Source organism: Nocardia sp. NPDC004722, from assembly GCF_053601505.1.
Map to the genome: position 1 here is coordinate 1 of NZ_JBSGBY010000882.1, position 2,564 is coordinate 2,564.

Consider the following 2,564-nt stretch of genomic DNA (forward strand, 5'->3'; position numbering starts at 1 on the left):
CCTGGAACTCCGGCGGGACACCGTTGATGACATCGGCGGAGGCGGTGCCGGTGCCGGCGACCAGGGCCGCGGCGGTCAGGGCGACGGCGGCGATGCCGGTGGCGGCCTTGGCGGGAACGAACCGGGAGAACAAGTTTTCAGTCATGGCTTATCGCGGGGGCAGCGCTCACCACGGCGGGTATCCCTGGGGAACCCGCCGACGCGCTGCGTGGATCGGGATGTGCATTGTGGGGGAACGGGATTCGGGAGACTTCCCAGCTATTACCGTTCGTTCACGCTCTCGCCGACTGCGGCGGTCTCCGCGTGAGGGGTGCCCGGCTCGTTTCGAGCAGGTATCGGCCGTCGCCGACTGATCACAGACTGGTCTCGCAAAGTGAACGTAAACTGAACACAAGGTGAACAATCGGGACAAACCTGCCGAGCGGTCCGTCACAGCAATCCGTCAGCGCCGCGCGCGATACCCAGCCCGCTGGTCAGCGGTCAGATGTTCGGTCGCGTAACTCAGCGCGGTACGGCCCATATCCGCCGCGTGCGCGTCCAGAAATCCGGTGAGAATCGCCGGATCGACCCGTTTCCCGATCTCCCGCAGCATCCAGCCGACCGCCTTCTGAATCAGATCGCGGCGATCATCGAGCAGGCGGGCGCACAGGTCGAGAGTCGTCGCGGTATCGCCCTGCTTGATGAAGGCGAAAGTGGTCAGCAACGCCACCCGCCGCTGCCACAGCGAATCGGCCGCCGCGAATTCATACAGCCGATCGCGCGGCCGATCCAGGAACCACGGACCGAACACGAACTCCGCGGAAGCATCCACCAGATCCCAGTTGTTCACCCGGCCGCGCAGCACCGCGGCCGAATACAACTCGACGATCTCCCCCTGCCGCGCCGCATCGCCCCCACGTTTACGCGAAGCCCGCGCCATCTCCCCATTCAGAATCACCAACCCGGCCAGCCGATGCTCGTGCACCGGCGAGTCGAGCAGCAGATCGATCTCCGAAAGCGGCATCCCGGCAAACCGTTTCACCGCCTTCCGGGTCTGCGGAACCCGGATGCCGATAAATACGTCGCCCTCCCCGTACTCCCCCGGTCCGGTCTTGAAAAAGCGTTGCAGATGCACCGCATCGGCCGGATCGGCGAGCGCCGCCAATTCCGCCCGCACCGCCGCGGCGGTCAGCTTGTCCCCGCTTATGCCGGACCCGCTCATGTGCGCCTCCCGTATCGGTGACCCCAGCCCGCTCGATCGAATCGTAAGGCGACGACTGATCTCGCGACGGTCGGGGTAACTCCCCGGGTACGGCCGAAATAGGTTCGGCACCCATCGCCAGAACGGGTGCGAAACGGGCTACGGCCCAAAGCCGTCCGCTAAAGGCGCGGAGGGGCGGAGGAGCTCTCCGCCGCGGCCTGTAACAGCACCTCGCCGAAATTTCGCATATGGTCCGCCCCTCCGTACCAGGCGGCCACAATTTCGACCGCGGCCGAGCGGGTGCGGTGGGCCGCTGCGGCCAGATCCGAGATGCTGCCCGTACCGGATTCGGCGGCCTGCGCGGCCACCTCCAGATCGTGGCTGGCGGTCAGCAGCCGCATGATGTGGTGCAGGTCGATGCTGGCGTCGCCGGTGCGGAATTCGGCGGCCTTGGAGACGACCGGAGCGGGAGACTCCGCGACCACCGGAATCGGCTCTGCCGCAACCGGTTCCGGCTCCGGGGCCGCGCGGCGGCGGGACGGGATGGGCTGGCGTTCGGCCGGACGCGGCGTCTCCTGCACGCTCTCGCGCAGCGACGCGGCGACCGCCTCCAGGCTCTCCAGCCGGGGCGGAGCCTCCTGCGGGGCGGGCTCGGGATCCGGGGCGTAGCGGCGGCCGACGGCCGGAGCCTCGACCTCGACCGCCGGGCTCGCGTAGGCATCCTCGTCGATGCGGCCGCCGAAAGGCGAGCCGTTGACGGGGCGTGAGAGCTCGCTCTCCACCGGGACGGCGGTGAAGGATTCGCTGTCGGTGAAGGCCCCGTTGTTGGGTCTGGTCCGGGCGTAGAGCGACGCGTTCGGGTCGGCGTAGTCCGCGGGGGCGGGCGCGGTGAACGGATCCCGGTCGGTGGTGATGCGGGCCGCGAACGGATCACCGTCGGCGGACAGCCGGGCCGCCACCGCCTCCGGATCGGAGCTGCGCTGCGGCAGGTCGGGCGCCAGCCGCCGCGGCAGCGCCTCCGGTTCCGGTGTGGCGCGCAGGGTTACGGGCGCGCTGGACCACTGCGCCGCCTGCGCGTCCTGGCCGTTGCGGCCCAGGCCGTTGTAGCCGCCGGTGTCGATGCCGGTGAGCACCGGGTTCGGCGAGGTGCCCGGTGACGGCGAATCCGGATGGGTGAGTCGGTACCCCGGCTGGCGCGCGGGGCGCGAATCTCCCGAACCGGCAGTGAAATCGGCATCCATGGCCGACATTCTTACCGGCCCGCGCTACCCGGTGCGAGTCGGGCCACATTCCCGGTGCGTACCGCTGCGCACCAAACCCGCTCACGACCATCACCGACTCCGCGCTGGTGGCGGCCGCGACCCTGTCCGACCGCTACATCACC

Annotated in this window: 2 protein-coding genes; both read right to left on the minus strand. The window is 69.1% G+C overall.

Annotated features, from left to right (window positions below):
* Window positions 1–442 precede the first annotated feature (442 nt).
* The gene (locus ACWELQ_RS43450) at window positions 443–1,201 is read right to left on the minus strand and encodes a DNA alkylation repair protein (RefSeq protein ID WP_452402810.1); all 759 of its coding nucleotides are present in this window, start codon (window positions 1,199–1,201) and stop codon (window positions 443–445) included.
* 158 nt (window positions 1,202–1,359) lie between these two features.
* Window positions 1,360–2,421 (minus strand): hypothetical protein, encoded by a 1,062-nt coding sequence (locus tag ACWELQ_RS43455; RefSeq protein WP_452402811.1) that lies wholly within the window; start codon window positions 2,419–2,421, stop codon window positions 1,360–1,362.
* Window positions 2,422–2,564: the final 143 nt, after the last annotated feature.